A 26,966-nucleotide genomic window follows, 5' to 3' on the forward strand; every position below is an offset into this window, starting at 1 on the left:
CCGGTGCCGGGGCGGGTCACCCCCGCCCCGGCTTCCCTGGCGCCCGATCAGTCCCAGACCATGTTCACGGTGTGCTGCTCGCTGACGTACCCGGCTCGGCGGAAGGCGTTGGCCATGGGGACGTTCCCCAGGTCGGTGGCCGCCCGGATGCGGGGCACGCCCTGCTCGGCCAGGATGCGGGTGCCCTCGGCGAGGAGGTCGTTGATGTACCCGTGGCCACGGTGCTCCGGCACCACGCCGATGTAGCTGATGACCGCGTTGTAGTCGTTGCGGCCGGGGAGGACGAATCCCACCAGCTCACCGTCGGGCAGTGCGGCGAGCCGCCACCACCCCCTGGGGCTGGGGAGGGTCTTGAGGTACTCCTCGTAGAGCTGGACGGCCGCCTCGCGGGGGGACATGTGGGTCAGGGCGGCGACGTCGTGCGCGTCGAGAGTGCCGTGCACCACGCGGGTCATGGCGGTGAGCAGTTCCTCGGTGTCCTCGACCTGCCGGAACACCAGGCGTCCCGCCGGAGGCGGTACGGGGGTTCCCGGGCGCCACTCCAGGGACAGCCGCTCCACGAGGAGCCGGGCGCCGGCACGTTCCAGCACCGCCATCCGGTCCTCGACGACCTGTCTGGTCGCCGCGGTGTCGCGCCAGTCGGCCGGAACGAAGCGGATGTACTCCGGAGGGGTCGTCCCCGCCGGCAGGGTCGCGTCGATCGCTGTGCGCAGCAGCCGCGCGCCGATGTCCACCCGTTCTGCGGCTGGCGCGTCGTCGTCGACGTCGAGTATGTCGAGCATCTTCGGTTCGTCCGCACCCGTAGTGGTCCACCAGGCGAGCCTGGCCAGCACGCGGTCCCCCCGCAGGGCGAGCCACATCCACTCCGGCCGGCGGCGTCCCTCGTCGAGGTCCGTCGCCAGTTCGTCGTTGCGGACGTAGGGGAGGGTGAGGAAGAGGTCGAGTTCGGAGCGTCCGGCGAGCGGACGCACGGTCAGGTCGTTCTGTTCCACGGTCTAGGCACTCCTGTGCGCGGGCGCCCGGCCGTTCCGGGGTCAGACGAGGTGCGTTCCCCCGGAGGACACGAGCGCGATGATCATGCGGATCATGGGCTACGTCCTCCTCTCCGTACGTGCGTTCCTGGTGGGTCCCCGGCCTGTCGGCGGAGGCAGGGGCAAGGATGACCTGATCGGCACCGCATGGTCAAACCCTTTTCCCCAGGGCGGGTGCGGGACCGGCTCGCCACGGCGTGGTCAGGCGGAGTGCTGGCCCATGGTGAGGGAGAAGGTCGACGGGTCGGTGGTGAACCCGCGGACCAGGGCGTGGAACGTCCAGATCCCGGAGGCCGTCCTGGAGAACTCGGCCACGGTCGCCGCGGTGCAGTCCCGCACCCCGCCGAAGTCAACACTGGCCAGTTCGGTGTAGCCGTCGAGGACCCTGGCGCCGCAGTTGACGATGTCGCCGAAGGTCTTGCGGCCCGCGTGCTGCTGGATGGCCACGCCGACGACGACCCGCACGTACTCGTCGGCGAGCCGGTCGAGCTCCAGGGTCATGTCCTCGTCGGCACCGAGCCCCTGGCCGGTGTGGCTCTCCCGGTTGAGGATGATGGTGCCGTCCGGGGAACGGCTGTCGAAGTGCACCAGGTAGGCGGGGGCACCGAACGGCGCCTCGGCCCGGTAGGTGCCGGCGACGAGGTCCAGGTCGGTGTCCGGCTCGCCGAGGGCACTGGGGTCCCACTTCAGCGTCACCTTGATCTTCCCGAGTCCCTTGTTGAGTCCGCCCAACGGAACATCCCCTCCCCGGAACCGACCGTTCTCCCAACGGCGTGACGTCGCTCAACCAACATATCCCAGGGACCCGTTCTCGGCCCTTCACCTGCGCCCACGGCCGAGGGACAGGTCCGCCGGGTCACGCCCCGGGACCCACGTGTCGGGCCCCGTACTCGACCAGGGTGGTGGGCACGACCGTGCGCCGGGGAGCGGCCGGTGTGCCCTTGCTGTGCCGCATGCGGTCCAGCAGGAGGCGGGCCGCCTCACGGCCGAGTTCGTCGCGGTCGTAGGCGACGAGGGTCAGCGGAAGGCCCAGGGCGTCCGCGAGTTCGAAGTCGTCGAAGCCGGCCAGGGCGGTGTCGGTGGCGGCGGCGCTGATCGCCCGGAAGGCCCCGATGGTGTTGCGGTTGTTGGAACAGAACAGCGCGGTGGGCGGGTCGGGCAGGGCCAGCAGTTCACCGGCCGCCGCCGCGGCCTCCGCGGTCTCCCGTTGCCCCTGTCGGACGTACCGCTCGTCCACCGGCACGTCCGCGTCGCGCAGCGCCGCGCGGTAGCCGCGCAGCCGCTCGGTCCCGGTGTAGACGGCGGGCGGGGAGCCGAGGAAGCCGATGCGGCGGTGGCCCATGGCCAGCAGCCGTTCGGTGCCGGCCCGGGCCCCGCCGAAGTCGTCCACCAGCACGCAGTCGGCGTCGAAGCCGACCGGTGGGCGGCTGGCCAGCACCACCGGCACGCCCTCGGCCGCGGCGGCGGCCAGGTGGCGCTGGTCGGCTCCGGCCGGCACCGCGATGATCCCGTCAACCCGACGGGCGACCAGGTCGGCGACGAGGCTGCGCTCCCGGTCGGGGTCCTGGGCGGTGTTCCCTATCACCGTCTTCAGGTCCTGCTGGCCGACCACCGAGTCCACGCCGAGGGCGAGCCGGGAGTAGAAGGGGTTCGCGAGGTTGGTGACCACCACCCCGACCAGGCCGGTGCCGTGTCCGAGCCGCAGGCTGCGGGCGACCTTGTTCGGCCGGTAGCCGAGTTCGGCGACCGCTGCCAACACCCGTTCCCGGGTCGCCGGCAGCACCCTCGGGTCCTCGCGCAGCGCACGGGAGGCGGTCATCGCACTGACCGCCGCGCGTTCCGCCACGTCGCGCAGCGTCGGCTGCCCGGCCCTGGACGCTCCTGGTTTCGCCAAACCCGACCTCCTCACCCTCCGGCGACGGCGAGGGCCGCGCCGATCAGAGCGGCCTCGTCGGCGAGGTCGCTGGTCAGCACCGCGACGGGGGCGTCGCCCAACCCGCCGCGCAGGCCCGGGCCGACCACGTCCCAGGAGGCGGCCATGGAGCCGCCCACGACCAGGACGGTGGCCCCGAACGACGCGAGGAACGGCCCCAGCACCTCCCCCAGAGCCCCGAACGCCTGGTCGAGCACCTGACGGGCCCGCGGGTCCCCCGCCCTGGCCCGCTCCGCGATGTCCCGCACGTCGGCGTGCGGGTCCCCGTAGCCGGCCCGGATGGCCCGGCGGGAGACGGTGTCCTCCAACGGCCGCCCGCCCACGCGCACCAGGTCGATCCGGCCCTGCGGGGGGACCCCGACGCCGTCCCGGCACGCCCGCCCGTCGGCCAGGAACGCCGACCCCACCCCGGTGCCCAGGGTGATGCCGACGCAACGCCGGTGGCCGCGGGCGGCTCCCGCGTGCCACTCCCCGGCGAGGAAGGCGTGCGCGTCGTTGCGGAACACCACCCGGCCGGGCCGCTGGGGCAGCCTGGCGCGGAGTGCCGCCCGGACGTCCGTCCCGCGGAGGCTGTCGAACTTGCCGACTCCCTCGAAGAGCGCGACCCCCCGGTCGTAGTCGAAGGGACCGGGGACGGCCACCGCCCAGGGGGCTCCCGGGGGCACCGGCAGCGTCCGCGCGCAGCCGACGATGGCGCCCAGGATCTCCTCGGCGCTGCCCTGCGCGTCCAGCGACCGGCGGACCCGTCCGCCCACCCGTGTGGCCGCCGCGTCCGTCCAGGCGGCAGTGACGTGGGTGCCGCCGATCTCGAGAACCGGGATCATCTGACGAGCGCCTTCACGACCTTGACCGGGCCGCCCGGGGCGTGGATCTGGTAGGGCCCGACGGCGGCGGGCACGGTGAGGGTCTCGGCGAACGCCAGCTCGTGCCGGTCGCCGGCGGCCGTCCGCACGATCACACCCTCGCCCTCCACCACGTTCAGCACGTGGAAGCGCCCTGCCGTGTCGTCCTCTGCGACACCGTTCGGCTCCACAGCGTAGCGCCGCACCTCGTAGAACATCTCGTCGAGCGCCCCGAGGAGTTCCTCCCGCCAACCGTCGCCGCTGCGCAGGGTCCGCGGCTGCTGGACCAGGTCCCGCTCCACCGCCTCCCCGCGCCGTTCGGCGTCCAGGTTGGCCAGGCCGTGCTGGTACGGCAGAGGCCTGGGGGTGCCGTCGATGCCCGGCCGCAGCCAGTCGTAGAAGCGCAGGCTGTACAGGTAGGGCGTGGCGCTGATCTCCAGCACCAGGTTCCCGGCTCCGCTGGAGTGCGGGGTGCCCGCCGGGATCATGAAGAGCTGGCCGGGTTCCCCGGGGAAGGTCATGATGTGGTCGGCGGGTTCCATGGGCACCCCGTCGGAGGCCGCCGCCTCCACTTCCTTGCGGAAGCGGTCCACGTCGGCGTCCTGGCGCAGTCCGAGGTAGACGGTGGTCCGCGCACCGCCGCGCATCATGTAGTACGTCTCGTCCTGGGTGTAGGTCCAGCCGAAACGCTCCCGCATGTACGCCTGCCGTGGGTGGCAGTGGATCGACAGGTTGCCCCCGCCGACGGTGTCGAGGTAGTCGAAGCGGATGGGGAACGACGAGCCGAAGGTGGCGTGCACCCGTTCTCCCAGCACCTGCTCGGGGAACAGCACGCACATCAACTGGAAGGGCACCTCGACCTGGGCCTCCGGTCCGTGGCCCACGAGGATGCCGGACTCGGGGGCGATCAGTTCGTAGCCGAGCGCGGTGTTGCGCGCGCCGGGGTTGAACCCGAGCTCCCGCTGTGCCCAGTGCCCGCCCCACGGGGTCGAGTTGAAGTACGGCCGGGTCCGCACCGGCCGTCGGGCCAGCGCGGCGAGGGTGTCCCGCATCCCGTCGCCGTCCAGCAGGGCGGGGCGGTCCGGCTCCTGGACGTCGAGCCAGCCGGCGATGCGGGTGGCCAGCGCGTCCCGGTGCCGGTCGAGCATCGGCCAGTCCACGTAGAACAGCCGCCTGAGCTCCCCCGGCTGGCCGGGCAGCCCGAGGTTGACGCCGGTGCCCGCGCCCACCGCGGCCTCGGCGTACCGCTTGGGCAGGTCGGCGTACCAGAGCAGGTCGTGGGCGACCAGGGCGGCGCCGGGGCCGTACGCCAGCAGCAGCCCCTCAGTGGGCCGCTCGACCCGCGGCACCTGGTCGAAGAGGTCGCTGAGGGGGTTCTCGGCGAGCCGGTGGTAGTGGGGGTCGGGGGCGGCCCCTGGCTCCACGGTGCGGTCGGTGACCGCGGCCGGCGGTGCGTAGTGCTCGCGGACGTCGAGCACCCGCACCGCCGTGCCGCGGGCGGCCAGCTCGTCCCGCAGGCCGCGGACGAGCCGGTCCCAGTCGACGGACGGGGGACCGTCCACTGCCACGGTCGCCGGTCCATCGGGGAGCTGCGCGGCGACGCGCTGCCAGCCGGCGACCAGGGTCGCCTGCGGTGCCGGGGGGTAGCGCGGGTCGAGCCGGTACACGGAATCTCCTTTGCCCCGCGGTCGTCACGGGGGCGGGTAGGGGTGGGGTCGGACGGTGGGGGCCGGTGCCGGTTCAGTCGCGGCGCAGGAGCACGGCGGTGGTGCCGAGCGCCGGGACGTCCACGGTCAGCCGCCCGTCGGTGACGGGCAGTTCGGTGGCCGGGGCGCCGGTCCTGTCGGTGGCGCCGAGGTAGTCGCTGCGGTGGGCGGTCGTCACCGGGAACAGCGCCCGCACCGGGCAGGTCACCGGTTCCTCGGCGAACGACTGGAGCCGCAGCAGCACCGCGCCGTTCGCGTCCGGCGTGGTGGCGCCGACGAGCCGCACCCTGGGGTCGCCGACCTCGACGAAGGCCAGCGTCCTCGGGGCGTCCTGGCTCTCGTCCCCCCGGGCCCGCACCGCGTGCAGCGGGCGGCTCCAGGCGGCGGAGGTCCGGGCGCCGAGGCCCGCCGAGGCGTCCCGCGGGGCGCAGGCCACGCTGTACCTGAACGTCAGCTCGAAGCCCTGCTCGCTGGGGAAGTTGGTGTCCCACAGGTTGTTGTGGACCCAGGAGAAGACCGTCGCCGGCTCGTCCTCCAGGGTCTTGGGGAACGGCGCGTACGGCAGCGCGATGTTGCCGAACTGCACCAGCGGGGCGTCCTGGGTGGACCAGGCGACGGTGAGGTCGTCCTGCTCCAGGGTCACCCAGCGTCGCACCGCCCGCATGTGCAGCGCCGAGCCCGGGACCACCGGCAGGCCGCTGCCGGTGACGCCGCCGGACGCCTCCATGCGCACCGTCGGGGCGTCGAAGGCGAACGGGAAGGCGAAGTAGGCGCTCTCCTTGCCCAGGGTGGCGTCCTTGTCCAGGCAGTTCTCGATGTCGAGGCGGGCCACGCCGTGCCGCAGGGTCAGCGTGGTGCGCAGCCGGTTGGCGCCGGCCGGCCGGGTCTCGTAGGTGAGGATCTCCGCGGTCGGCGTGGAGCGGCGGGCGACGAGCGCCGCGGGCGGGGCGACGGCGCGGGCGCCGAGGTGTTCGAGGCGGTCCGACGCGGTGGTGCGGCTGGAGTTGTGGTTGAAGGCCCCGGCGGTGGTGTAGCTGTCGTGGATGTACCCGTTGAAGCCGGCGACGGCGTCCTGCCCCACCAGTTCCCGACCGGTGGCCCTGTCCACGATGGAGGCGACGCAGGCCCTGGCGAGGTCCACGCGCACCACCAGGTGCTCGTTCTCCAGCAGCGTCGGGTCGGGGTGCGCGTGGGCCTCGGCGGCGAGCCGGGCCGGGTCGCCCTGCCCGGTGCCGCCGGTCGGGTTCCAGCCGGTGGCCGCCTTCAGCACGGTGTCCTCGGCCGGTCCGGTCGCGGGCTCCGTGTCCGCGACGACGTCCAGGCGCACCGAGCCGGCCGCCGGCACGTCGTCCACCCGCACGCGCAGGAAGCGCCCGGCGTCCCGGTGGTCGGGGTTGACCTGCGGACGCTCCTCGTGGTCCAGGCGACGCCCGGTGCGCGCGTCGTGGACCGCGACCGGCTGCTCCAACGGGACGCTGCTCTCCGGGAGGAACACCTCCGCCACGTCGGTGCGCGGCCAGGAGCAGGTGTTGACCACGTGGTAGGAGGCGGCGGTCCCGGCCTGGCGGGGCAGTCGCTGGCCGAGCCTGGCCGTGGCCCGGTTGAGCAGGGACTGCGCGTCGTCGTGGCCGCGCATCGCCTGGCCGTACTTCCAGTGCCACTGGTGCTCGCCGGAGTGGGCGTGGTCATGGCCGTGGGTCCACGGGTCGCCCGCGCCCCAGGTGTGCTCGTCGAACAGCGAGACCGCCTCGTAGACCCCGTTCGCGTCCCGGGTGTCGTCGGCGGCGCCGGGCGCGCCGAGGACACCGGCGAAGGTGCCGAGGGTCTGGGCGTCGGCGACCACCGACTGGGCGGTGCGGGCCAGGGACATCGGCTGGGCGCCGGAGCCCACGCCGTCCACCCACCAGTCGGTCCAGTCGCCGTCGAAGGTGCGGATCTGGTCGCCGAGCCGGGACTCGGCGTCGGCGAAGAAGTCCTCGTTGCGGGACAGCCGTAGCTGCGGGTAGGCCCAGGTCTCGTTCCACCGGCGCACGGTGTCGGCGATGATCCGTCGGGGCGGGGCGTTGTCCCCGAACTTGCCCTGCACCCGCAGGTGGAGCACGTCCCACGGGTAGGGTTCGCGTTCCACCTCGGCCTTGTCCATGGCCCAGCCGAAGACCCCGCCCTGGTACGGGTAGGGGTTGGTGGCCAGCGACGTCAGGTAGGCCGGCAGCAGGTCGTCCACGCTTCCGTAGTCGGTGTCGAAGCCGAGCAGCGGCCCTTCCATGTAGGCCAGGCCGTGCGGGGTGTCGGTCACCCAGACCAGCAGGCTGTTGCCGCTGGGGGCGCGCCAGCGGAACAGGCGCGGCAGTTTCTCCCCGCCGACCAGGTGCGGCACCGAGCGGCCGGCCCAGTTGTGCGCCACGGACAGGTACTTCACCCCGGCGGCGGCGAGCGCGTCCACCAGGCCGACGACCGAGCCGGGGACGTCGGTCTGCATCGCCGAGGTGAAGGTGACGCCGTACCTGCCGCGCACGTCGTCGGCGAGGCGCAGCAGTTCGTGCAGCTCGTCGGTGGAGCAGGTCTCGGTGTGCAGGTTGAACGGCATCGCGGTCAGCTCGATGCGTCCCTCGCGGACCCGCCGCACGAACTCCTCGACCTGTTCCACGGGCCTGGCGTCGGCCCACTGCTGGAACGACCACAGGGACTCCACGCACCAGCGGAACCGTGACTCGGCGGGCCAGTCGTCGGTGGCGCGGGTGAGCTCCAGGCAGGAGTCGAGGAAGGACAGGTGCTCGGCGAGGACCCGGCCCTGCGGGTCGGTGTAGCCGATGTCCAGGTGCGAGTGGTGCACCAGGTGGATGGTCCACTGCCGTTGCGGGGTGAGGGGGACGGTGACGCCCCCGTCGCCGTCCCCGCCGTCCCCCGTCCCGCCGGGCAGGCCGACCACGACCCGCCGGGGGGTGTCCACGGCGGGCAGCAGCAGCCGCACCGAGCCGTTGGGGCCGGGTACCGGCTCCACGGGCAGGGCGGCACCGGAGTCGGTGCGCACGGTGAACGCCTCCGGCAGCGCGGAGCCGTCGGCCGTCTCCACCCGCAGCGACTGGAGCAGCCCCCCGCCGGTCGCGCGGCGCATCAGCGGCTCCTCGGTGAACCGCAGGGCACGGCCGTCGAGACTGCCCTCCGCGGTGACCACGGAGCCGCGCAGGCTCTGACGTATGCGGTCGTTGTCCCAGTCTGTCGTGCGGACGAGGGCACGGGTTGTCATCGGGGGGTCTCCACTTCGAGGGGTGGGTGGTTGTGCGGTCGTGCGGAACGTCGGTGGTGCGGGCGGCGCCGGGCCCGGGGCGCGGTCAGCGGGCGGTCGCCGCGATCCCCCGCAGGAACAGGCCGCGGAAGACCAGGAACACCAGCAGGGTCGGCAGTGACACGATCAGCGCACCGGCCAGGATGACCGGCGGCCCCGAGGAGCTGTACGCGTTGTTGAGGGTGGTCAGGGCCGCCATCACCGGCTGGACCTCGGGGCTGCGGCTCAGGGTGATGCCGAAGAGCAGGTCGTTCCAGACGGCCGTGAACTGGAAGATGAACGCGGCACCGAGGCTGGAGCTCATCAACGGCACGTGGATGCGCCAGAAGATCCGGCGGAACGAGGCGCCGTCCAGCATCGCCGCCTCGGTGACCTCCGGGGGCATCGTGGTCATCTGGTTGCGGATGAGGAAGAACGCGAACGGGACCGCCCAGGCGGCGTAGACGAGCATCAGTCCGAGCCGGGTGTCGTACAGGTTGGCGTCGGCGTACATCCCGAAGAGCGGCGCCAGGAAGATCTGGAGCGGGAACAGCGTCCCGGAGTAGATCACCCAGAACCACAGGGACGGCTTGGGGATCGGGAGCACCACCACGGCGAACGCGGCCATCGCCGCGACCACCACGGCTGCGAGCCCGCAGACCGTCGCGTAGAGCATCGAGTTCAGGAAGCTGTCGCCGATGCCGGCCTGGTCCCAGGCGACCTCGAGGTTGTCGAACAGGGCGAACCCCTGGGGGGACCAGTCGGGTTCCCCCGTGTACGAGGTCGGCGGCGTCATGGCGTTGACCAACAGCAGGTACACCGGTACCAGCCAGAGCAGGACGCAGCCGACGATGAACAGGTTCCGCAGGGCGTGGCCGGCGGAGGACCTCGACGGCGCCTTCGGCGCTTGTCTCATGGGGTGCTCCTCTCAGTCCCGGCCCGAGCTGGGCATCTGGCGACGCAGATAGAGCCAGGAGGAGGCCACGACGATGACGGAAAGGACGAGGGCGATGGCGGAGCCGTAGCCGACGTGGAACAGCCGGAAGGTCTCGCGGTACATGGTCAGGGCGAGGGTCTCCGAGGACCTGGACGGGCCGCCCTTGGTGAGGATCCAGATCATGTCGAACGCCTTGAGGCTGTTGACGATGGCCATGCCGACCACCACCACCGTCACGGCCCGCAGTTGCGGGAGGGTGACGTAGCGGAACATCCGCCAGCCGGTGGCGCCGTCGAGTTCGGCGGCCTCGACGGTCTCCCGGGGGATCGCCCGCAGCCCGATGGCGAAGAGCACCACGTTGAGCCCGGTGGCCTGCCAGGTACTGGCGACGATCATCGAGATGGTGTTCTCCGGCCACTCCAGCAGCCAGGGACGGGCCAGGGAGTCCAGGCCCACCCCGCGCAGCACCTGGTTGACGGCGCCGTCGGAGGTGAGCATGAAGTTCCACAGGACGGCGGTGGCGGTACCGGAGATGGCGTAGGGCAGGACGATCACCAACTGGGCCCACCCGCCCAGGCGCACCCGGTGGGTGGCCACGGCGATCAGCAGTCCGGCGAGCACGGGGAGCAGCAGGGTCCCGATCACCCACATCAGGGTGTTGAGGACGGAACGTCCGAAGATCGGGTCGTCGGCGAGCCGGCTGTAGTTGTCGAACCCGGTGTAGCTGCTGGTGAAGCCGTTGTCCTGGAAGAGACTGCCGTAGGCGCTGCGGAAGAACGGGTAGACCAGGAGGACGCCGACGAGGCCCAGGGCGGGCGTCGCCCACGGGATGCCGGCGAGCGAGCCGCCGTACTTCTTGGCGCTGTTCCCGGCACGGACCGCCTGGTGCGGTGTCCGGGTGGGTATCCGGCGCGGTGTGCGCACCGGTCCCGCGCTGCTGACCGTGCCGCTCATACCTTCTCCGCCTCCCGCCAGACCTTCCATGACTCGTCCGCCCGGTCCTGCATGGTCCGCAGCACCTTGCGGTACGAGGACGGGTTGAGCAGGAAGCCGGCCAGGTCGTCGACCGTGGCCTCGACCAGTTCGGGAGGGCCCAGTTCCCAGAACCTGTTGAGCAGGGTGAGGTTGTCCCTGCGCACCCTGCTGGCCAGGCCGGCGAGCATGGGGTTGGCGGGTTCCACCGTGGGGTTGGGGCAGCCGTCCTGGAGGGTGTGGGCGAAAGCCCGCATCACCTCGGGGTGGGTCCACGCCCCGGCGGCCTCGAGGGCCTCGGTGTGGTCCTGTCCCTTGTTGGTGGTGACCAGCGCGCTGGACTCGAAGATCATGCAGGGGCGTGCCGCGGGGTTGGCCATGGGCAGGATGAAGGCGTCGATGTTCCCGCCGGGTTTGCCGCCGGCAGCGACGAAGTTGGGGGTGAAGAACGTGCCGCCGGGCATCATGCCGACCTTGCCGTGCACGACGCCGGCCGCCGCGTCGGCGTGGTTCATGTCCATCGCGGTGAACCAGTCGTTGTCGAAGAACGTCACGATGGTGCGCAGTGCCTCTTCGGCCCGCGGGTCGGTGTACCGCTCCCTGCCGTTCATCAGGTCGTCGTAGAACGTGGGGTCCTGCCGGCTGAGGACCTCCATGAACCAGATGAACGAGGGCCACCGACCGTCGGCCGTGCCGTGCAGTGGAACGACGCCGTTGCCCTTCAGCCGCTCGCACGCGGCGAGGAACTGGTCCCAGGTCGTGGGTGCCCGCAGGCCGTGCTCGGCGAAGACCTCGGTGTTGTAGAAGAACACCCAGTAGGCCAGGTTCATCGGCAGGCCGTAGACCTTGCCCCGATAGGTGAAGGCGCCGCGCATCGCGGGATCGACCCAGCCCCGGTCCTCCGCCCGCTTCCAGTACCCGGTCATCTCCGTGATGCCACCGGTCCTGGCGAGGTCCTGGAGCCGGTACCCGGACCAGTACTTGAGCATGTCGGGCGTCTTGCTGGTGCGCAGCGACGACTTCACGATCTGCTCGAACGACTCCAGCGAGGGGATCACCTCGGGGACCAACTGGACGCCGGCGACGGACTTCATCGCCTTCCCGGCGGCGGCCAACGGCGGTTCCCAGGAGGAGTTGTCACCGTGGACGCCGACCTTCCCGGGCGGCTGTCCGGCGGCTGTTCCACAGGCGGTGGCGAGTGCCCCGGCCCCGGCGGCGAACAGCAGGGAACGACGGGTGAGGGGGGACCTCGGCGTCGGGAGTGAGACGGATTCTGGTGGGTGGCGACGACCTGGCATGAGGGCGGCTCCCTTTGAGCTCATGCATGTTATCGTTAACACACGCCAGGGAGCTTCCACCCGCGCTCATCCGAAAGTCAAGGGTCCGGAAGCAACCAATCGTGATCCGCGTCGCAGTCGGTCGCCGCAGGCCACGGGCGTTTTCGGGCTGCCCGCAGGGGACCTCTCACGGAGACGGCTGGCCCCTCGGGAAACGGCCGGCCCAGGGCGTCACTTTCGGACACCTTCCGCACGGCGTCCACGCCCCACCCCGGCGACACGCGGGCCGCGGCCGACGTTCGAGCCGTTCCCCTCCAGGACCCCACCGTGGCCCCGGCTGGTTCACCCACGGACCCGCCCCGGGCCGATAACGTCTACCGCTCACGCCCCTCCGGACCGGCACCCCGCCTCCGGTCGGGCCCGAGGCAGGGAAGGCGAGGAAACACATCACCATGGTCATCAGACGGAGCCTGGCCGTGACATCGGCGCTGTTTGCCGTGTTAGCCGCAGCGGTGGGATGCGGAGGTGAGGACACCTCCGAGGAGCGGGCCTCGGACACCTCCGGCAAGCGGGCGTCAGTCCCCTCCAGTCAGCGGGACCGGCCGACCCCTTCGCCCACCCCGACCAAGGAACAGCCGAAGCCCAACGGCGTGGCGGAGCTGCCCGCCCAACAGATCGCCGAGACGGCGATCCGTTCCTACCGGAACGCGTCGTCCGTGCGTCAGGTCACCAAGGCACCAGACGCATACATGGACATCACCCTGGACGACAGGGGCAACTGCCGGGCCACCGAGGTCATAGGGGACATGGAGGTGAGGTGGCTGCTGAAGGGAGACCAGTTCTGGGTGAAACCCAACTACGCGATGTGGAAGCGGATCTGGGGGCCGAAGGCGAGGGTCACCCAGGAGCTCATCGGTGACCGCTACGTGCTCGTCCCAACGGACGACCCGCAGTGGGGGCAACTGACTAAGTCGTGTGAGCTGAGGAAACAGGCGACCCTCATGACATCGAACGAGCTCGAGGCCAGGTTCACCAAGGGCAAGGCCACCAAGGTCAACGGCGTGCCGGCCATCACGCTGCCCTACACCCACGGCAAGAAGAGCGGAACCCTTTACGTCTCCACCACGGGCAAGGTCAACCTGCTCCGCATGGACAGCACGTATCCCACGCACTCCTCCGTGGTGGTCGTCTCCGACCACAACGAGCCGGTGAGCATCCAGCCGCCGCCGGACAACGAGGTACTGGACATCTCGAAGCTCAAGTAGCGGACCGGGGACGGCCAGGCACGGTGACGTCACCGCGTCGCCTCCGGCGGGCCGCACGCGCGACGGCCCCGGGGGCGAGGTCGGCCATGTCCACCGCCTGCCGGTGGTGCGGGATCATCCCCTGCGCGAACTGCACGTCCTGAGCGTTGTGGGCGTCGTCCACGGCCCGCGAGGCCGAACGACCCGCGGCGTTGGACGGCGTGTCGGACGCCTCGTCCTCGTCCCCGCCACAGGCGGCCCCTTCTGGGATCTCGCCGTGGACCCGGACGCGGCTGCCCCCCGGCTGGTTCACCGACCGCCCGGGGCCGGGCCGATGAGGCCTACTGCTCACGCCCCCGGTCAGGAGTCCCGCCGTAGCGCCCTCCGCGGAGTCCCAGCAGGCACCCCCAACGCCTGTACCTCCGCGTAGGACAGGGTCGCACCCTCCACCGGTAGGCCGTCGCGGACGGCGGTCGCAGTGGTCACGGCCGCCGCCAGGGCGTTGCGGTAGAGCAGAGAGCCCAGGCTGATCCTGCGCACGCCCAGCGCGGCCAGGTCGGCGAGGGTGGGTCCGGTCGGCGTGTACAGGATGTTCAGCGGCACGGTGAGGGTCGCGGTCAGGGCGGCGATCTGCTCCGGATCGGACAGCCCCGGCACGAACACCCCGTGGGCGCCGGCCTGTTCGTACACCGCGAGGCGTGTCTCGGTCTCCTCCTCCTGGCGTCCGAGCCAGTGGGTGTCGGTGCGGGCGTTCACGAACAACGCGGGCACCGCGGACCTGACCGCGGCAATCTTCGAGGCGTGCAGCTCCACTGGGGCGAGGGTGCCGTCGGGCCGCCCGTCCTCGAGGTTGATCCCCGCGGCGCCCACGTCGTACAGCCTTCCAGCCAGCTCGGCCACCTCCTCTGGGTCATCACTGAAACCGCCTTCGACGTCCACGGTGAACAGGAAGGAGCCCCGTCCCAGCCGGCGGGCCAGAGCCAGGGTCTCCTCGACGGTCGCCGCCGCCCCGTCCGGCAGTCCGGCAGCCGCCGCCACGCCGAGACTCGTGGTGCCGACCGCTTGGAAACCCCGCGCCACCAGCATGGCCGCGGAGGCGTGGTCCCAGGCGTTGGGCAGCAGCAGCGGGGCGGTCTGGTCATGCAGCCGGGCGAAGGCGGTCCGCGGGCGCCGGAGCAGACCGTCGGCCATGGCGAGGGCGTGGGCCCGACCGGGGCACACCCGCGGCGGCGCACCGAAGGTGAGGGGCACGGGGTGCGCACGGTTGGCGGTCGAGAGGTCCAGGAGCACCACATCACCCTCGGCGATCTCTCGCCCGGCGACCCGGGTGGCACGGGCGGCCACCCGACGCATGGCCGCCACCGGCGGAGCCTCCCGGAGCACCCGGGCCAGCGGCGCGTCGCTTCCAGCCGCGGCCTCCACCAGCGCAGCCGTCGCCGCGCAGGCCTGCACCAGCAGCCCGATGCGGTTGGCGGCAGTCTCCAGGGCGGCTTCGTCCGTGGCTCCTGGCACCAGCAGCGCCACCAGCCGGGCCACCGCCTCGTCCGCGGCTGCGTCCACCGCTGCGGCTCCGGCTCCGAAATACGCCCCGGCGACCACGGTCACCCCCTCAGCGACCGCCCCGGGCTCCGGCATCCCCAGAGCCTCGGCAAGGGCACGCACCACCCGTACCCGGACCTCCCCCTCGGGTCCTGCCGCGACCGCCCGCCGGAGTGCGGCGGGCTCCAGCCGGGCCAGTTCCGCCTCCACCAGGGCCCGCCGCCGCCGGTGGGACTCACCGGAGCTGAACCGGGCCACGGTGGCGCGCAGCCACGCGACGCTGGCCCCGGCCGGACCACCGTCCGCAGCCGACGGCAGCTCCGGGACGAGCGCCGGGTCGGCGAGCGCCGCCGCGATATCCGCATGGTGGGTCAACTCGTGCATCGTGTGCGCCATGGTCCCGACGCTAGGGCCGGAACGGTTCGGTATCCCCCGAACCGTCCCTGCGCCATCATGGCGTCAAGACTCCACTCGCGGAGCCCGCCGGCCTGTTCGCCGACCGCACCCGGGCCGCCTTCTGTCAGGCGCTGCTCGACGGCCGCGTCTGGACGGCGGGCGAGCTCGCTCGGCACGCGGGGGTGCGGCCCTCGACCGCCAGCGAGCAGCTCTCCCGGCTCGTCGCCGGCGGACCGCTGACCGAAGAACGCCAGGGCCCGGCACCGCTACGTCCGGCTGGCCGGACCGGAGGTGGCCGCCCTGGTCGAAGCCCTCGCCCCGTACGCCCCGCGGACCCCGCACCCACGGAGTCTGCGCGAGTCGGTCCGGTTCAGCGCCGAAGCACACGCCCGCACCCGTGACGACCACCTGGCGGGGCGGCTGGGCGTGGCCCTGGCCGACGCGATGGTCACCCGGGGCCTGGTCGCCACCGTCTCCGGGCTCGCCGTCACCCCGGAGGGCCGGGCCGCGCGAGGTCGAAAGAACCGACCCGCGTCCCGCGCTCCTCAACCGCACTGCAGAGGAGCGGGCCGGGGACGGCCAGGCACGGTGACGTCACCGCGTCGCCTCCGGCGGGCCGCACGCGCGACGGCCCACCGGAGGACACCAGCGACCTACCCGTCCAGCAGGTCGTTCATGACGGCGATCTCGTCGGTCTGCGCGGTGACGATGGCCTTGGCGAGGTCCTTGGCGGGCTGGTAGGCGCCCTCGGACCGTTCGGTGGTGGCCATGTCCACGGCGCCCTCGTGGTGTTCGACCATCATTCGCAGGAAAGCGGCGTCGAACGCCTCACCGGACAGCTTCTCCAGCTCGCCCATCTCCTTGTCGCTCATCATCCCCGGCATGCTGTCGTGACCGGAGTGGTCCATCCCGTGGGAGCCCTCCCCCCCGGCGTCCGCCGGGTCCTGCGGGACCTCCTCGCCCCAGCTCGTCAACCACCCGGACATGGTGGTGATCTCCGGGTCCTGCGCCTTCTTGATCTGCTCGGCGAGGTCCTTGACCTCCTTGGACGCGGCCCGGCCGGGGGCGAGGTCGGCCATGTCCACCGCCTGCCGGTGGTGCGGGATCATGCCCTGCGCGAACTGCACGTCCTGGGCGTTGTGGGCGTCGTCCACGGCCTGCGAGGCCGAACGACCCGCGGTGTTGGAGGGTGTTCCGGATGCCTCGTCCTCGTCCCCGCCACAGGCGGCGAGCACCACGGAGGCAGCGGCGAGGGCGATGGCGAGGGCGGCCCGGCGAACCCGGGAACGGTGTGTGGTCATGGTGTGGCAACTCCTGGGTGCACAGCGGTGCACGTCGGTGCCCCCGGCGTTGGCGCGAACGCGCGTCTACACCGGACGGGCACGCATGGTCGAAGGCAGCTCGGAGCACGGCCCGCCCCGGTGACGACCGGAGGCAGGCGTGCGGGTGCCTCTAGATCCGCAGGAGTTGCAGTTGCGCCAGATCGGGCGGTGCCCGAACGGCGGCGTGGGGTACGGCCGGCCACCCGGCGGGCACGGCGACCGCGGCGGGGTCGAACGGCGCCGGGGCGAGGTCCGGCACGGCCGGGGCCGCACCGAGGCCGCTGGCGGCGCAGGTCGCGTCCGCGTGGTGCGGGTGACCTCCGGTGTCGTGGGAGCAACTGGCCCCGGCCCGGTGCACGTGGGCCACGTCGTCGTCCGCGTGCGCCGTCGCCGTGGCGTGCCGCGCCATCCCGCCGCCGAGCCCCGCTGCACCGGGTGCGAGCCCGTGCATCCCCACGAGTCCGGCCAGCAGCACCAGGACCAGCGACACCAGGACCCCGGGCGCCCCGGGGCGCCCGTTCACCTGTGGTGGTCGGCCGGTCACGCCGCCATCCTAGGGGTGTCCGCATCCCCGCCGGAGCACTACCCCAGGCCCCGACCGAATGACACCGTCGAGCGACTGTCCGACTCCCCGCCCAGGAGATCGCCGACAGGGCAGTGGACGCCTCCGGCCACGCCAGGTCCGTGCACATGACCTTCAGCGCGGAGGACGAGCTGTTCGAGGAGTTCACCTCGTTGTGCGAACTCAAGGGCCATCAGGAGGACCTTGCCGAGTGGCACGAGGGATGGTTGTACAGCAGGGGCGGGGCCACCGAGGTCGACAGCACACCCACAGGGGGGCTCAACTACCCCGGCAACGAGGACACCGGCCGCATCCACGTCTCCACAGTGGGTGTCCCCCGGTTGTTGGAAGTAGATGATGACCACGGCCGTGGGCGGAGCATCCTGCTTGACGTCTCCCTGTCCGACGAGCCCGAGGCGGACGCCACGGCCGTCTGAGACGCGGACCCGGACTCGGTGACGGACGCACGGCGCCCGTACGGCTCGGTGATCGGCCAGACTCCCTGGTCAGGGGCCCATCGACGCGTACCCGGGCAGCCTGCCGACCAGAGCCGTTGGCCAGAACGTCACCCAGGGTAGGTAAGCTGCCTCGTCCGGGTCCGCCGCGCGCCGGTCACCCCTGTGTCTCGGTCGGGGCTCGTGGCGGAACAGAACAGAAATGAGAGCTAGATGAAACTCAGGCGGAGCCTGGCCCTGACGGCGGCGGTATGCGCACTGGTTGCCGGGGCGGCGGCCTGCGGCAGTGACGACGATCCGAAGGACCCGGGCTCACCGTTCCAGAAGGACAAGTCCAACTCCTCGTCCAAGCCGGAGGAGAAGCAGGCGGAGTCCAACGGCGTGACCGAGTTGTCCGCGAAGGAGATCGGCGACAAGTCCCTGGAGACCCTGAAGCAGGCCACCTCCATGCACATGGTCGGCACGGCGGACGGCGCCAAGCTGGACCTGCTCCTGGACAACAGCGGCAACTGCCGCGGGACCATGGGCCTCGAGGGTATCGAGATGGAGATGCTCCGCAAGGGCGAGTCGTTCTGGCTTAAGGGAGACGAGGGCTTCTGGAGCATGGCCGTCGGCAAGGACGCCGATGCGGCCAAGGCGGTCGTGGGCGACCGCTACATGCTCGTCCCCGCGGGCGACGAGCAGTACGGGGACATGGTCGAGACCTGCGACCTGGAGAAGATGACGGCGTCGATGACCGAGGACAGCGCCGAGACCACCTACACCAAGGGCGAGGTCACCGAGGTCAACGGCACACCCGCCATCGAACTGAACTACAAGGACACTGACGGGACGGGGACCATTTACGTCTCCACCGTGGGCAAGCCCTACCCGCTGAAGGTGGACGACAAGTCCAGCACGCAGCCTGCCGCCATCGTCTTCTCCGACTTCGACAAGCCGGTGGACGTGCAGGCCCCGCCGGACGACAAGGTGCTGGACGTGTCCGTGCTCGAGGACATGGCCGACGAGGGCACGGCTGCCTGACGCACCGGCCGAACAGCGAGGGCCCCGTTCGGGCGATCATGTCGCCCGAACGGGGCCCTCCGGCGCACCGCGGAGCAGGCGGTTGCGCCAGGGATCACCTCCTGCCGACGGGTCCGTGACTGGCCCGCCCTGGCCCGACGACGTCACGCCGCACCTCCTGCCGCCGCACACGCCCGAGCTGAACCCCGATGAGCTGGTCAACGCGGATCTCGAGCACAGCCTGACCAAGCACCGGGCCCGCAACCAGGCCGGCCCCGCCGCTGGGACCCGCCGGTCCTTCCACGGACGTCGGTGAGCGCCGCACGTCGTCCGCGGCTCCTTCGGTGGCCCGCACGTCCGCCGCACCTGGGATGCGAACTCCACGAGTTTCTGATCAACAGTCCCGTGGCGTCGTCAGCGGCGTTCTCCCGGAGTTCGGGTGTACCAGAGACGAGCCGTCGTGTGACGGCGGTCAGTCGCCGCCGTCGCCCCCGCCGTCGCCCCCGCTACCGCCGCCGAACTCGCCGCCAGCGCCACTACTGCCCGTGCGGCCGCCATCACTGCGGTGCTTGTACTTGCCGGAGTGCTCCCACCAAAGGTCCCAAAGCCAACTCCAGATGCCGACGGCGGCGAAGCACACAGCAGCCACGATGACCGCGATCCAGAACATCTCCTCAACGGGGTCCACCGCTTCCGCCTCCTCCGCCTCCCAGTGCCGACCCTGGCGGTCAACCCTTCGACGAAGGGCTAACCGGGTGGTACGCACCCGCCGTCTGCGAACCTCATGCCCCCCACTGGCGGGACGGCCAGAACGACGTCCCAGCCACCCTCCGGCGAGCGGCCCGCGACTGCCGTCGGCCCCTGACCCTCAGCCCCACCTCGCCGCAGCAATCGCCGCGGTCCCGTCATCTTGCTCCGGACATGAGCGACCGGACAAGCACGTCCCGCTATTCCGCCGCGGCCGTGTAGTGGGCGAGTTGGCCCTGTACGTGCAGGGTGTCAGGGTGATCAGCACCGAGCACCCGAGTGCGGTCACGAACCAGATCCGCATACAGATCCCGCGCCGCTGCCGCGTCACCCGCCTCAGCCGTGAAGAAGGCATGCCAGTCCCGCGCGAACAGGGTGTCAGGGTGATCAGCACCAAGCACCCGTACGTGGTCACGGACCAGTTCCGCACACAGGTCACGCGCGGCCACCGCGTCACCCGCCAGACCCGTGTGACGGGCGTGCCAGTCCCGCGCGCGGAGGGTCTGGGGATCATCAGCGCCCAGCACCCGAGTGCGGTCACGAACCAGATCGGCACACAGGTCCCGCGCCGCTCCCGCGTCACCCGCCGCACCCGTGAAGCGGGCGTGCTGGTTCTGCACGTGCAGGGTGTCAGGGTGGTCGGGGCCGAGCACCCGAGTGCGGTCACGAACCAGATCGGCATACAGATCCCGCGCCGCTCCCGCGTCACCCGCCTCAGCCGTGAAGAAGGCATGCCAGTCCCGCGCGAACAAGGTGTCAGGGTGATCAGCACCAAGCAGCCGCACGTGGTCACGAACCAGATCGACATACTGGTCCCGCGCGGCCGCCGCGTCACCCGCCGCACCCAGCGCCTGTGCCTCACGGGCGCGCTCCTGCAGGTCCGCTGTGATGGGACGCGTTGTCGCCGATGTCGGGGGTGGGGCGGTCGGGGCCGTGGGTGACGGGCTGCCGAAGCCCTCGATCACGGCGAGCGCCCTGGCGGGGAGCCAGCTCGTTGCAGCGTGGGGGGCGGAGGTCCGGTCCCGGTGATGCCTGAACTCCTCGAGTATCTGGCTCAGGGTCGGCCGCGCCTCCGGCTCCTTGGACAGGCACCGCCCCACCACGTCAGCCAGCTCGCTGGGCAGGCCGTTCAGGTTCGGCGGCTGATACAGCGTCTGGGCCAGGACATCGCCCGCGCTCGGCCCTTCGAACGGTGCGTGCCCCGTCGCCGCGAACACCATCACCGCACCCAACGCGAACACGTCACTGGCCGGCCCGGCGGCTCCCCGGATGTGCTCCGGGGCCATGTACCCCGAGGTGCCCATCACCTGCGTGGAAGCCGTCCCCACCGCGTCCAGTGCCTTGGCGATCCCGAAATCGATCACTCGCGGTCCATCAGCGGTCACCAGCACGTTCGCCGGTTTCAGGTCCCGGTGCACCAACCCGGCACCATGGACCGACAACAGCGCCTCCGCGATGCCGGCCGCGACCCACCACACACCCGCCGGCGGCAGTACCCCTGCCCGCTCGATGAGGGTGTCGAGCGGCGGCGCGGCAACGAACGCGACGGCCATCCAGAGCAGCTCCGCGTCCGACGCGGACACCTCGACCACCGGCGCGGTGAACGCTCCACTCACCGCCCGGGCCGCTGATGCCTCCCGGACGAAACGCGCCCGGAACCCGTCCTCGTCCGCGAGGTGCGGGCGGATCACCTTGACCGCGTACAGCCGCGTGCCGAGACCACGAGCCAGGTAGACGCGGCCCATTCCGCCCTGTCCCAGTACCCGGAGCACCGTGTACGGACCCACCGTCGTCGGGTCCCGGCCGTCCAGCGGACTGCCCCACATCAGATCCGCCACGAAGCTCCCCTCACGCGCACCGGCCCTCCGCGGCCCATCATCGCCGAACCGCGGAGATCACCGCCACCGCCGCCGCCGGACCGACCAACGACCAGCGAACCAGCCGCCCGTTGCGTTCGCCCCCTCCTCGGCCTCACCGGATGAGTCCAGGCGAGATCACTTCACGCGAACACCCTGTTCCCCGCGGTGAGTGCGCGGAGCTCGGACCGGGTCTCCGGGTCGGTGGAGTAGATCACCGTGCCGATCATTCCCCGGGTCAGCAACACCTTGTAGGTGTTGCGAACCAACCGGTCCACCTCCGAGTCAGGCGTCTTCTTCCTGAAGACCGGGTCCCTGGACGCGTTCCGGTCAACGATCCATCGGTCACCACGCCACACCAGGTCAGGACCGATGATCACACCGCTCCAGTCGTATTCGAATCCCTGTGCTGTGTAGACGCATCCCACCTGCCCGAAACCGGCTTCGTCCGTCGCCCACAGCGCTGCCGGCGGAGCTCCCGAGACGGCCCGGTCCCCGTACACGTTCCACGGTCGGGACCAGTCTCCGATGACCACGTCCGCGGGAAGCTCCTGCCCCGGCGAGACGTTCCTCGTCCATGGCCAGCAGTAGCCGGCGCTCATCCGCGCCCGGTAGCCCAGAGCGCGCTGCTCCTCGAGGAAGCCCTCCATCTCCTGCGGGCTGTCCACGACGACGAGTTCCATCCGGTCGTCAGGGAGCCAGGGAACAGGAGTGCCTCCGTCGAGGCCGAGGAGCGCAACCACCCAGTGCAGGTATGCCTCGCTGCCGCCGCACCGGAACTGACCGTCAAGCGGGATCACCCGGCACTGGAGGCCCTTCGCGTCGGCGGCCCCCCTGATGTCCTCGACCCGACCGATCTCCCCCGGACGCACGACCTGGTGCTCGTCCAACAGGAACACCGGAACCCGTGCCGCGTCGATCAACTCCTCGACCTGCGCCTTGCCCGTGCGGTGCGCAGCGCGGGTATAACGGTTCGCCGACGTCTCGCGTATGCGGTGGGCCTCGTCGCAGATGAGCACCTCGATGCTGTTGCGCTCGGCCACCATGAAACTGTTGAAGTACTTGAACAGGTCACGTACCGCCGGCTTCCCGGAACCAGCGACCTTCCTCATGGTCGTGGTGAACGAGCTGGAACCAGTCGCGTGCAGCGCGGTGACTCCCTGTCGCCACAGCTCCCCGAGTAGCGACAGGGCGATGACGCTCTTCCCCGTTCCCGGACCGCCAGTGATGACCACGACCTCCTTGTGGTCCGACTGCCGTGCTCGCCTGACCGCGTTCATCACCATGCGGTAGGCCACCTGCTGCTCATCCAGCAGTACGAACTGCTCGCGGTTCCGCACCTCCTCCGCGGCCACGTCCATGAGCTGCTTGGACGGAGCGATCCTGCCGGCGAGAAGTGCGTCCGCGGCCTGGGCGCCGGACCTGGGAGCGAGCCTGGCGCGGAGGAAGTCCGCGAACTCACCACGCTGGTCGCCGGTGAACAGTGCCCCGTAGGCGTCCTCGTCGCGCTGTCGGAGACCGTCCACGGCCCTCTCCGTGGCGTTGTGCAGGTAGGCCGCACCGCAGACGCGTTCAGGGTGGTCGGAGAGAGCGCCGTTGAAGTCGACCAGGTAACGACAGTAGCCACGGACCTGGTCGACGGGGTGCAGGACGGGGCGTCCGTAACCCTCGACGTGACACAACGACTGGTCGTCGTCGTCCGGTAAGGCCCTCGACCACTGCTTGAGCTCAACGACCACGTAGGAGGGGGCACCGGTCCTTGGGTGCACGCCGGCCAGGACGGCGTCGGCTCGCCTGCTGTTCAGCGGCAACGCGTACTCGAGCAGCACTTCCACCTGACCGAGCCCCGCGCTCCGGAGGGCGCTCACCAGCGCGGGGATGCTGCGCTCCCAGGAGCGCCGCTCCTGGGAGCTGGGCCGGTGACCGTACGCGCGCACGAACTGCTCAGTCATCCTCAGGGCCAGCGAGTTGGCGAACATCTCAGCGGCCACCGCGTCGGCGGAGTCACGGAAGAGCGCGGAGTCGTGGTGTGGCAAGAGACAGTCCCCCAGGCAGCACGAAGGAGCTCGTGCGGGTGGGGGCATGTCCTCAGACGCTGACCGTGGACAGCATCCGTGCGGGAAGCCCGGCGGGCCGCTTGGATTTTCCGAGTGACTCTATCGTCGGGCGGTGACAGTGCCGCGGGCGCTGCCCGACCGGTCCGTGGTGCGGGACCGCACCGGGCCGGCACGCCGTGGGGGGTTCCGTGTCGGGCAGACCACGACTCACGCCAGGGTGACGTCCATACCACCCTCAGCCAGGGCTGCGAGGACCTCGGCGAACAGGTCGTGGGGGTGTCCGTCCGCTGTCAGGGTTGGGGACAGGTGCTCGCGTGCGGTCGCGGCTCCCCGCCAGAGCAGGCTTGCGGGGGCTGTGTAGCCGAAGGTTCCGCGCAGGCAGTCGTCGAGGGCGGCGAGGCAGCCGCCGAAGTAGCCACCCGGCCCGTTCACCGCCTCGCCCAGCGCCAGGTAGAGGCCCGGTACATCGGTGACGTACCGGCCGTCGAGTTCGTAGTGGTGACCAGGCGGCCGGTCACGGTGAGCGCGCCGGCAGGCCCGCTCTCGGACGAGATCGAGCCAGGCCCCGCGGCGCCGGGTGTCGAGGCCCGCCCATGTACCCGGGGCCCCCGGCGGTCCGGCGAGCCACTGCCCCCAGATCTGCCGGGCGTGTTCGGGAACGGGCGTGAGAAGTTCCCCATCGAGTTCCAGGTCGATCAGACCCGTCCCGTACGAGGACGGACGCCAAGCACGAACCCTGGTCCACAGGTGCCGTTCGGTAAGTGGCTGGCCCTGGTCGTCACACAACTCCAGGGCGGCTTCGCCCAGGTCCAACGCCCGCCGGGTGCCCTTGGCCAGTGCCGCCCGCAACTGGTCACCCGGGGCGAGCCCTCGCAGGACGAGCGGGGGCCGCGCCCGCTCGGACGGCAGGACGCGGGCGAACTCCTGGCAGCAACCCAGCCACTGGTGCCCGTCGTGCACGCGGACGGGACCCCTGTGTCCCTCCGGTGGGCCTTCGTGGTCGTCCAGGCCGGTGAGCACGAGACTCCCTGTCCCGGAGAGCTGCCCCAGGCTCTCCACGTCCTCCAGCAGCCAGGGGCCGAGCGCCTCGTCCCCCGGCACCAGCCACACCCTGCTGCCGACCCAGCCACGCACCTCGGCACCTTCCGGGGCCCAGCCGAACAGTTCGTACGTCCCGCGCCTGGGCTCCCCGAAGAGTCCGTCCGCCACGGCGCACACGCCCCACACGTGGCCGTGCTCCGTCTCCGTCAGCGTGTACCGCCCCCGCCCGTGACGGCCCCGGTCCTCATGCACGGGGCAATGATGCCCGGACCCGGCCCTCACGACGAAGCCCTTCCCAGCGCGCTCGGGGCGACCCCGGGTGACTCGGTGCGGCCTGGTCAGGAGGGGGCAGAGGCGTGATCGTGTGCGTGGTCCGCTGTCCGGCCGGGCCTGAGCCCGCGGCGGACGAGCGCGGTCAGGGGAGGGCCTCCGCGGAAGCACCACAGAGCGATGACCGGATCACAGATGGCGCAGGCCATGGATGAGTCGTGGTAGAACGGCAGGATCGGGTTGCCCTTGAGTTGGTGGGCCGTGTCCCAGGCCGTGTGGAGCAGCCAGCCGATGCCGATGAAGGTCCAGGAGTCCAGGCCCCGGTAGGCGACGTAGGCCATGAGTGCGACGAACGGGAGCTCCCACGGGCCGAATCCGCCCCCGCTCAGATAGGCAGCGCCGGCTCCGCCCACCATGATCGCATTGAGGCGGCGTCGGTGCGGTTCTTTGATCAGGGACATCAGCAGGCAGTAGACGGTGCCGACGATCACCGGTGACACAAGGTTCATGAGGGGATGGCTTCTTCCTCCTGGGAGCGGGCCGAATCACCGCGGGCGAGCAGTCGCAGCGCGAGCAGCCCCCCGGCGCCCGGAACGAGGGCCAGGACCTTGACGGCGGCCGGGGCCCGCCTGAGGCGCCAGGTCCCGACGACGACGAACAGGTAGGCGCAGCCGTGGGTGGGGCCCATCAGGGATGAGACGGGCTTGAGGTGGACGGTGAACACGTTGGTCAGCATCACGACCAGGGAGATCAGCTCGGCGTGAGCCGCGATGCGCAGATGGGGCGGGGGCCGGAGGTGCATGGTCATGCCCCCGTGGTGGAGCCGGGACGGATGATCATCAGTACGGTGACGGTGGCCCAGAGCAGGTTGAAGATGCCGGTGGCCGTGGCGAGGCGGCCCGGCGTCGGGGGGAGCGGCGCTGGTACCCGCGAGGCGGAACCCGTCGTCTCGGCCAGGGCGCGGTCCTGGGCGGGCAGGATCAGGAGTGTCAGTACGCCGGCGGCCGTCGCGGTCAGCAGGATCGCGGCGATCAGCCAGGCGTCGCCGAGGACACCGAGACTGCTGGCCGTGGCGAAGCCGAAGAGGGGAACCGCGATGCCGATGCCCGCGTAGACCCGGCAGATCCGGTGCAGCGTCTTCAGAGTGGCGCGGGCCTCGCTGTCGTCGGAGGCGTCGAGGGCGCGGCGCAGCGTTGCGGGAAACATGCTCGCGGCGACGGTGACCGGGCCGACGGTGGTGATGGCGGCCAGGACGTGCAAGGAGAGAAGAAGCTTGGTCACGCCTGGTGCTCCGGGGTGGTCCGGCGTTCGCCGGCGACCTTCGAAGACGGAAGGCAGCCGGCCTTGGAGGTGCCCTGGAGGGTGTCGCCGTTCACCGTCACGTCGAATGTCAGGTTCAGCCGCACGGGCTTGGTGATGGCCTGCTTCCAGGTGAGCCGGTCGCCGGCGAGGGTGATGTCGGCGAGTGCCACGTCCTCGCCGGCTCCGTGGGCGACGCCGGTCAGGACGCCGTTCTGCTCGCGGAGTTCGACCACGGCCTTGATCTTGCCGATGGGGGTGGAGATGGACAGGTTCCAGGTGCCTTCGACGGACATGCTGATGGTCTTCCTGACGGTGCGGGGGGGGATGGTGAGTGCCTGGTCTGCGAAGGGCCGAGGGCTCAGGGGATGGTGGGCGTCGGGCCCTGCGCGCGCCAGACGGTGCCGCGCCGCTCGTGGGAGAAGAGTTCTTCGACGGCGTGCGCGACGCGGGGGCCCACCTCGCGTTCCAGTAGGTACAGGCCCAGATCGAGACCGGAGGTCACTCCGGCGCCGGTGATCAGGTCGCCGTCGTCCACGATGCGTGCGCGGACCGCGTGGGCGCCGGTGGCGTCCAGCATGTCCAGGCCCAGGTGGTGGGTGGTGGCGGGACGTCCCTCCAGCAGGCCGGCCATGGCCAGGACGAGCGACCCGCCGCAGACGGTGGCGACGGTGATGTCCGGGTCGTCCATTGCCTTCTTGAGGAGCGCGGGGAGCTCGGTGGTCAGCGTGCGGCCCAGCAGCACCGGGACGAACTCGTCCTGCTTCCACTCGCCGGCGCCCACCTCTTCGTCCGGGACCTCGCCGGGTTCGCCCACGCGGCCGGAGGCGCCGGGCACCAGGAGCACGTCGGCGCGCTCCAGGTCGATGGCGCCGGCGGCGCGCAGCGTCAGTCCTCCGGTGCCGCTGACGACCTCGCGAGGGCCCTCCGCGGTGACCAGCTCGACGGTCACCGCGCCGTCCGACGCCGAGCCGCCGGCGTACAGCACCTCATACGGGCCGATGGCATCGAGCGGGTCGAAGCCATCGAACAGGACGACCTGGATGTGCATGGGTGTTCCTTCGGGGGGCTCCATCGGGACGCTCCGAAGTCAACCGGCCTTCCGGGCGCCCGCCCAGTGGCACTAGCGACAGGTTTCAACGGGATAGTGACAACACTCCCACGAAGGGTGTGAGCTGCGGCGATATGGAGATTCCGGAGTACGGTCCCGGGT

General features: G+C 71.3%; 26 protein-coding genes and 1 pseudogene. 5 read left to right on the forward strand and 22 right to left on the reverse strand.

Annotated features, from left to right (window positions below; genetic code table 11):
• Positions 1-47 precede the first annotated feature (47 nt).
• The 9 genes from A3IG_RS0117130 to A3IG_RS0117170 form a co-directional block, all read right to left on the reverse strand.
• Complete coding sequence (locus A3IG_RS0117130; protein WP_018384809.1) at positions 48-992, reverse strand: GNAT family N-acetyltransferase; 945 nt, start codon at positions 990-992, stop codon at positions 48-50.
• 240 nt (positions 993-1,232) lie between these two features.
• Entirely contained in the window at positions 1,233-1,763 is a 531-nt protein-coding gene (locus A3IG_RS0117135; protein ID WP_018384810.1) for a TerD family protein, read from the reverse strand.
• Between the two features lie 124 nt (positions 1,764-1,887).
• Positions 1,888-2,925: a LacI family DNA-binding transcriptional regulator gene (locus tag A3IG_RS0117140; protein ID WP_026220358.1), complete on the reverse strand. Its 1,038-nt coding sequence runs from the start codon at positions 2,923-2,925 to the stop codon at positions 1,888-1,890.
• A gap of 11 nt (positions 2,926-2,936) precedes the next feature.
• Positions 2,937-3,788 carry an ROK family protein gene (locus A3IG_RS0117145; protein ID WP_018384812.1) on the reverse strand — a complete coding sequence of 284 codons (852 nt, stop codon included), beginning with the start codon at positions 3,786-3,788 and terminating at the stop codon, positions 2,937-2,939.
• Positions 3,785-5,473: a class I mannose-6-phosphate isomerase gene (locus A3IG_RS0117150; RefSeq protein ID WP_018384813.1), complete on the reverse strand. Its 1,689-nt coding sequence runs from the start codon at positions 5,471-5,473 to the stop codon at positions 3,785-3,787. The genes A3IG_RS0117145 and A3IG_RS0117150 overlap by 4 nt, the downstream gene beginning before the upstream one ends.
• A gap of 73 nt (positions 5,474-5,546) precedes the next feature.
• The gene (locus A3IG_RS0117155; protein ID WP_018384814.1) at positions 5,547-8,759 is read right to left on the reverse strand and encodes a glycoside hydrolase family 38 N-terminal domain-containing protein; all 3,213 of its coding nucleotides are present in this window, start codon (positions 8,757-8,759) and stop codon (positions 5,547-5,549) included.
• 85 nt (positions 8,760-8,844) lie between these two features.
• Positions 8,845-9,693, reverse strand: coding sequence for a carbohydrate ABC transporter permease (locus A3IG_RS0117160; protein ID WP_018384815.1), 849 nt, complete (start codon positions 9,691-9,693; stop codon positions 8,845-8,847).
• Between the two features lie 12 nt (positions 9,694-9,705).
• Complete coding sequence (locus tag A3IG_RS0117165) at positions 9,706-10,668, reverse strand: carbohydrate ABC transporter permease (protein WP_018384816.1); 963 nt, start codon at positions 10,666-10,668, stop codon at positions 9,706-9,708.
• Positions 10,665-12,008: an ABC transporter substrate-binding protein gene (locus tag A3IG_RS0117170; protein WP_086019955.1), complete on the reverse strand. Its 1,344-nt coding sequence runs from the start codon at positions 12,006-12,008 to the stop codon at positions 10,665-10,667. Before A3IG_RS0117170 ends, A3IG_RS0117165 begins: the two co-directional genes overlap by 4 nt.
• Before the next feature lie 407 nt (positions 12,009-12,415).
• On the opposite strand from A3IG_RS0117170, the gene A3IG_RS31985 reads away from it, so the two are divergent.
• Positions 12,416-13,228, forward strand: coding sequence for a hypothetical protein (locus A3IG_RS31985; RefSeq protein WP_018384818.1), 813 nt, complete (start codon positions 12,416-12,418; stop codon positions 13,226-13,228).
• Here A3IG_RS31985 and A3IG_RS35975 read toward each other — a convergent pair.
• Together A3IG_RS35975 and A3IG_RS0117185 are read right to left on the reverse strand one after the other, a co-directional pair.
• Positions 13,221-13,520, reverse strand: a complete 300-nt coding sequence (locus tag A3IG_RS35975) for a DUF305 domain-containing protein (RefSeq protein ID WP_018384819.1) — start codon at positions 13,518-13,520, stop codon at positions 13,221-13,223. The genes A3IG_RS31985 and A3IG_RS35975 overlap by 8 nt on opposite strands.
• Positions 13,521-13,567: 47 nt before the next feature.
• On the reverse strand, positions 13,568-15,142 hold the full coding sequence (locus A3IG_RS0117185) for an isocitrate lyase/PEP mutase family protein (RefSeq protein ID WP_018384820.1): 1,575 nt from the start codon (positions 15,140-15,142) through the stop codon (positions 13,568-13,570).
• A gap of 47 nt (positions 15,143-15,189) precedes the next feature.
• Between A3IG_RS0117185 and A3IG_RS35980 the strand changes: the two are divergent.
• Positions 15,190-15,883: pseudogene (locus tag A3IG_RS35980) on the forward strand (ArsR/SmtB family transcription factor).
• Here A3IG_RS35980 and A3IG_RS0117190 read toward each other — a convergent pair.
• Entirely contained in the window at positions 15,796-16,443 is a 648-nt protein-coding gene (locus A3IG_RS0117190; protein WP_018384821.1) for a DUF305 domain-containing protein, read from the reverse strand. The pseudogene A3IG_RS35980 and the gene A3IG_RS0117190 overlap by 88 nt on opposite strands.
• 151 nt (positions 16,444-16,594) lie before the next feature.
• A complete protein-coding gene (locus A3IG_RS0117195) occupies positions 16,595-17,008 on the reverse strand; it encodes a DUF6153 family protein (protein ID WP_018384822.1) in 414 nt (137 codons plus the stop codon).
• Positions 17,009-17,154: 146 nt separating this feature from the next.
• On the opposite strand from A3IG_RS0117195, the gene A3IG_RS0117200 reads away from it, so the two are divergent.
• From A3IG_RS0117200 to A3IG_RS0117210, 3 genes are all read left to right on the forward strand, one after another.
• Positions 17,155-17,463 carry a hypothetical protein gene (locus A3IG_RS0117200; RefSeq protein ID WP_157862282.1) on the forward strand — a complete coding sequence of 103 codons (309 nt, stop codon included), beginning with the start codon at positions 17,155-17,157 and terminating at the stop codon, positions 17,461-17,463.
• A 231-nt stretch (positions 17,464-17,694) separates the two neighbouring features.
• A complete protein-coding gene (locus A3IG_RS0117205; protein ID WP_018384824.1) occupies positions 17,695-18,504 on the forward strand; it encodes a hypothetical protein in 810 nt (269 codons plus the stop codon).
• Between the two features lie 115 nt (positions 18,505-18,619).
• Positions 18,620-18,799, forward strand: a complete 180-nt coding sequence (locus tag A3IG_RS0117210) for a hypothetical protein (RefSeq protein WP_018384825.1) — start codon at positions 18,620-18,622, stop codon at positions 18,797-18,799.
• Positions 18,800-18,955: 156 nt separating this feature from the next.
• Here A3IG_RS0117210 and A3IG_RS0117215 read toward each other — a convergent pair whose 3' ends face one another.
• The 9 genes from A3IG_RS0117215 to A3IG_RS0117255 all read right to left on the reverse strand — a co-directional run bounded on the left by A3IG_RS0117215 (position 18,956) and on the right by A3IG_RS0117255 (position 26,804).
• Entirely contained in the window at positions 18,956-19,171 is a 216-nt protein-coding gene (locus A3IG_RS0117215; protein ID WP_018384826.1) for a hypothetical protein, read from the reverse strand.
• Positions 19,172-19,430: 259 nt separating this feature from the next.
• Positions 19,431-21,056, reverse strand: coding sequence for a serine/threonine-protein kinase (locus A3IG_RS0117220; protein WP_040911788.1), 1,626 nt, complete (start codon positions 21,054-21,056; stop codon positions 19,431-19,433).
• 173 nt (positions 21,057-21,229) lie between these two features.
• Positions 21,230-23,065: a DUF2075 domain-containing protein gene (locus A3IG_RS0117225; protein ID WP_051087543.1), complete on the reverse strand. Its 1,836-nt coding sequence runs from the start codon at positions 23,063-23,065 to the stop codon at positions 21,230-21,232.
• A gap of 285 nt (positions 23,066-23,350) precedes the next feature.
• Positions 23,351-24,436 (reverse strand): barstar family protein, encoded by a 1,086-nt coding sequence (locus A3IG_RS0117230; RefSeq protein WP_026220361.1) that lies wholly within the window; start codon positions 24,434-24,436, stop codon positions 23,351-23,353.
• Positions 24,437-24,522: 86 nt separating this feature from the next.
• On the reverse strand, positions 24,523-24,963 hold the full coding sequence (locus tag A3IG_RS0117235; RefSeq protein ID WP_018384830.1) for a DUF6010 family protein: 441 nt from the start codon (positions 24,961-24,963) through the stop codon (positions 24,523-24,525).
• Positions 24,960-25,262, reverse strand: a complete 303-nt coding sequence (locus A3IG_RS0117240; protein ID WP_018384831.1) for a hypothetical protein — start codon at positions 25,260-25,262, stop codon at positions 24,960-24,962. The genes A3IG_RS0117235 and A3IG_RS0117240 overlap by 4 nt, the downstream gene beginning before the upstream one ends.
• Positions 25,259-25,735 carry a membrane protein gene (locus tag A3IG_RS0117245; RefSeq protein WP_018384832.1) on the reverse strand — a complete coding sequence of 159 codons (477 nt, stop codon included), beginning with the start codon at positions 25,733-25,735 and terminating at the stop codon, positions 25,259-25,261. The genes A3IG_RS0117240 and A3IG_RS0117245 overlap by 4 nt, the downstream gene beginning before the upstream one ends.
• The gene (locus A3IG_RS0117250; RefSeq protein ID WP_018384833.1) at positions 25,732-26,049 is read right to left on the reverse strand and encodes a hypothetical protein; all 318 of its coding nucleotides are present in this window, start codon (positions 26,047-26,049) and stop codon (positions 25,732-25,734) included. The genes A3IG_RS0117245 and A3IG_RS0117250 overlap by 4 nt, the downstream gene beginning before the upstream one ends.
• Before the next feature lie 65 nt (positions 26,050-26,114).
• Positions 26,115-26,804 carry a DJ-1/PfpI family protein gene (locus A3IG_RS0117255; protein ID WP_018384834.1) on the reverse strand — a complete coding sequence of 230 codons (690 nt, stop codon included), beginning with the start codon at positions 26,802-26,804 and terminating at the stop codon, positions 26,115-26,117.
• Positions 26,805-26,966 lie beyond the last annotated feature (162 nt).

The organism is Wenjunlia vitaminophila DSM 41686 (genome assembly GCF_000380165.1).
GTDB classification, from domain to species: Bacteria; Actinomycetota; Actinomycetes; order Streptomycetales; family Streptomycetaceae; genus Wenjunlia; species Wenjunlia vitaminophila.

Bases quoted from the DNA above. Each gene is read 5' to 3' on its own strand.
- A3IG_RS31985 (WP_018384818.1), top strand. From the start codon at position 12,416: ATGGTCATCAGACGGAGCCTGGCCGTGACATCGGCGCTGTTTGCCGTG.
- A3IG_RS0117255 (WP_018384834.1), bottom strand. From the start codon at position 26,804: ATGCACATCCAGGTCGTCCTGTTCGATGGCTTCGACCCGCTCGATGCC.
- A3IG_RS0117200 (WP_157862282.1), top strand. From the start codon at position 17,155: ATGACCTTCAGCGCGGAGGACGAGCTGTTCGAGGAGTTCACCTCGTTG.
- A3IG_RS0117250 (WP_018384833.1), bottom strand. From the start codon at position 26,049: ATGTCCGTCGAAGGCACCTGGAACCTGTCCATCTCCACCCCCATCGGC.
- A3IG_RS0117235 (WP_018384830.1), bottom strand. From the start codon at position 24,963: ATGAACCTTGTGTCACCGGTGATCGTCGGCACCGTCTACTGCCTGCTG.
- A3IG_RS0117165 (WP_018384816.1), bottom strand. From the start codon at position 10,668: ATGAGCGGCACGGTCAGCAGCGCGGGACCGGTGCGCACACCGCGCCGG.
- A3IG_RS0117185 (WP_018384820.1), bottom strand. From the start codon at position 15,142: ATGGCGCACACGATGCACGAGTTGACCCACCATGCGGATATCGCGGCG.
- A3IG_RS0117220 (WP_040911788.1), bottom strand. From the start codon at position 21,056: ATGTGGGGCAGTCCGCTGGACGGCCGGGACCCGACGACGGTGGGTCCG.
- A3IG_RS0117190 (WP_018384821.1), bottom strand. From the start codon at position 16,443: ATGACCACACACCGTTCCCGGGTTCGCCGGGCCGCCCTCGCCATCGCC.
- A3IG_RS0117155 (WP_018384814.1), bottom strand. From the start codon at position 8,759: ATGACAACCCGTGCCCTCGTCCGCACGACAGACTGGGACAACGACCGC.
- A3IG_RS0117145 (WP_018384812.1), bottom strand. From the start codon at position 3,788: ATGATCCCGGTTCTCGAGATCGGCGGCACCCACGTCACTGCCGCCTGG.
- A3IG_RS0117225 (WP_051087543.1), bottom strand. From the start codon at position 23,065: ATGTTCGCCAACTCGCTGGCCCTGAGGATGACTGAGCAGTTCGTGCGC.
- A3IG_RS0117170 (WP_086019955.1), bottom strand. From the start codon at position 12,008: ATGAGCTCAAAGGGAGCCGCCCTCATGCCAGGTCGTCGCCACCCACCA.
- A3IG_RS0117240 (WP_018384831.1), bottom strand. From the start codon at position 25,262: ATGACCATGCACCTCCGGCCCCCGCCCCATCTGCGCATCGCGGCTCAC.
- A3IG_RS0117160 (WP_018384815.1), bottom strand. From the start codon at position 9,693: ATGAGACAAGCGCCGAAGGCGCCGTCGAGGTCCTCCGCCGGCCACGCC.
- A3IG_RS0117205 (WP_018384824.1), top strand. From the start codon at position 17,695: ATGAAACTCAGGCGGAGCCTGGCCCTGACGGCGGCGGTATGCGCACTG.